The following is a 2866-nucleotide window of genomic DNA, read 5'->3' on the forward strand; positions in this document are numbered from 1 at the left end:
TGGTTAGTATGACTGAATTATTATCAATGCTTACAACTACATTATACGAGGGGGGGAGAATAACATGTACGAAGGGGAAAAAATTACTAATAGATGTAAAAGAACATTAAAATTTAATCTTATAGCTATATGGGTAGCCACTATTGTATTAACGTTGCAGGTTGGAGTAGCAGAAGGACTAAAACCGGCTGTTGAAGTTTTAATTATAACAGGTATATCTTCAATAATTGCAAATACTTTTTATTTTATCAAGATGAATTTAAGGATTAAGGGACTACTTATGAATTTATCAGTGTTTTTTGGGTGTTTATATTTAGGTAAACTACAAGAGGGACTGGAATCTGGATTTTTATTATATATTGTTTGCCTACTCTTAATAGCCTTATATAGTGATAATGTGTTGTTGATTATTTATGGGCTTATTATAGATTTTTCGTTAATATCAATGTATTTTTTATCACCAAACTCTTTGCTAGGAGCTACCATGAAATTCTCGGAGTTTGGAACTAGTATGGCTGTAATAAATTTATGCGTATTTTTATTATATATTCTTTCAAAGTGGAGCTCAGAGCTGATTCGCGAAAGTGTAGAAAAAGAGAAAAAGACTTTGGAATTATTAGCTAAGTTAGAAAAGACAATGGGTAGTATAGACAAAAGCACAAAAATTTTAGAGAGTAGTATAGAAAAATGCAATGGAAATATAAATAGTGTAATGGGAATTAGTGAAGATGTGGTTACCGCAGTTAATGAGATGACAATTGGAATAGGTATGCAAGCCGATAATGTAAATAATATAAGTCAAACCATAGTGGATACTGCGAGAACTGTAGATGAGAGTAAAAAAATCTCAATAAAAATAGTAAGTGTTTCAAAAGTGGTAAATGACGAGATCGCAGGAGGAGCACAGCAAATAAAAGAGATGGACAAGCAAATGAGTATAATTAAAAATGCTGTAAAATCTTCTTTAGATACTGTGGTTACACTTCAAGGACAGGTTAATGATATAGATAAATATTTAGGTGGAATAAAAAATATATCAGAGCAGACAAATTTATTGGCATTAAATGCTTCAATTGAGGCTTCGAGGGCTGGTGAGGCTGGGAGAGGGTTCTCAGTTGTAGCTAAGGAAGTTGCAAAACTCGCAGAAGAAAGTAATAGCACTGTTGAAAGTATATATAAGATTATAAAAAACACAAGTAGAACAACGAATGTAGCACTTGGTGAGGCTGAAAAAGGCAATGAAGCAGTAAATATGGGAGATAGAATCGCACAAAAACTTTATGGTACCTTTGAAGGTTTAATTACAGCTTTTGAAGACTTGAATTCACATATTTCAGAACAAAGCCATGTTATAAATGATGTTAAAGACACATTTACCGTAGTTGATACAGAAGTACAAAATATTGCTGCAGTATCTGAGGAGTATGCAGCCACTACAGAAGAAATATTGTCTGTTATAAACGAACAGAATAATAAAATTTCTGAAATTGTACAGGAAATTCAGCAAATTAAAAATATAAGCAATGAACTAAACGATATGATAAAATAAATCCCTCGTATGTAACCGGCTATCTGGTGGTAGATAGCCATGAGTGAGAACTACTGAAAGTTATAGAAATATATTTCGGTAGTTTTTTTGTCGTTAAGGTATATTTTATAGTTAAAAATATCGCCATATTATAATCACTTTACATATTTTGATATTGTAAAAAGATATTAAAACATAAGTCGTTATACCATCATTTTCACATTTAATTATGTCCTCTGGATTGTAATATCCTTTATCAGCAAGTACTTCTATCCTTTCGACTCCAAGTTTATTTTTTGTCTTTGTAGCCATATTATATAGTTGTCCTTGATCTGCAGAAGAATTAATTACATCAAATGCAGCTATCAAATTGTTCTTGTCATCTACAGCAGTCTGTATGTTATAGCCTAAATCGGTACCTTGATTAGCTCTAAATTTTACTGTCTTTGCATCAGGATCTGTTCTGTTAATTTCATTTATTCCTTTTTTCTCTAAATCATTATATTGATTATCATATTTTTTTAATCTTTCTTTTAAGCTTGCTATGCTTTTTTCGATTTCAACTTTACTTAGTCGTTTGTTTTCAGTGCTATCTATTAATCTATCTTTTATTTCTAAGTCTTGCATGTATTCATTAATTTGAGCTTGTACTTTTTCTTTCATCACAGCAAGCTTACGCTTACTAATATGTCTTCGTTTTGACGCAGAAGCTTCTATTTTTGTTCCATCTATAGCTACTAACGATTTCCCATATAATCCGATTTCATTGCAAAAATCAACGAACACCTCAAATACTTGTTTTAGAGCATTGGTATTTTCTTTTCTAAAGTCAGATATAGCTCTTTGCTTTGGTTGTAATCCTTTTAGTAACCAGATGACTTCTCTATTAATTATGGTTTGTTTTTGTAGTTTTCTTGAAGATCTTATTCCATTGTAATATCCGTAAATGTAAAGTTTGAGCATATCCTGTGGGCTGTATTTAGGTCTACCCGTTTCATCATTATTTCCTGTCAAAAAACCAAGTGAATATAAGTCAAAACTATCTACTAATTTGTCCATAACTCTAACTTCACTATCATCATGTACATATTCTTCAATGTATTCAATAAGAACTTGATCTCTTTGTTTTCCAAATACATAATTCATTTAACCCACACTCCATTCACTTATTATATCTATATTATACCATAAATGTATAAATGTTGGTGGTTTTCGCTCAGTCTGCCGGGGGTCTTTGTGAGGCGGAGATGAACTTGCTAATGATCCGAATTCTAGCAATGCTGCGTGTTCTAAAATATTAACATGGTATAAATGGGATGGTGCAAGTGGTTTAACTAC

The 2866-nt window shown here is 31.6% G+C and carries 3 protein-coding genes; 1 reads left to right on the forward strand and 2 read right to left on the reverse strand.

The annotated features are described in order from the left end of the window. Positions 1-64: 64 nt before the first annotated feature. Positions 65-1549: a methyl-accepting chemotaxis protein gene (locus tag Q0649_RS18960; RefSeq protein ID WP_298845632.1), complete on the forward strand. Its 1485-nt coding sequence runs from the start codon at positions 65-67 to the stop codon at positions 1547-1549. Between the two features lie 111 nt (positions 1550-1660). On the opposite strand, the gene Q0649_RS18965 is transcribed toward Q0649_RS18960, so the two are convergent. Beyond that, positions 1661-2674: a transposase gene (locus Q0649_RS18965; RefSeq protein ID WP_298845634.1), complete on the reverse strand. Its 1014-nt coding sequence runs from the start codon at positions 2672-2674 to the stop codon at positions 1661-1663. After that, positions 2675-2866: hypothetical protein (locus Q0649_RS18970; protein WP_298845637.1), on the reverse strand; the 192-nt coding region annotated here is incomplete at its 5' end.

This window comes from uncultured Clostridium sp. (assembly GCF_937920395.1).
In the GTDB taxonomy this organism is placed as follows: domain Bacteria; phylum Bacillota; class Clostridia; order Clostridiales; family Clostridiaceae; genus Clostridium_AD.

What these genes read in the sequence shown, in the direction of transcription:
- Q0649_RS18960 (WP_298845632.1), top strand. Translation starts at nt 65, where the DNA reads ATGTACGAAGGGGAAAAAATTACTAATAGATGTAAAAGAACATTAAAA.
- Q0649_RS18965 (WP_298845634.1), bottom strand. Translation starts at nt 2,674, where the DNA reads ATGAATTATGTATTTGGAAAACAAAGAGATCAAGTTCTTATTGAATAC.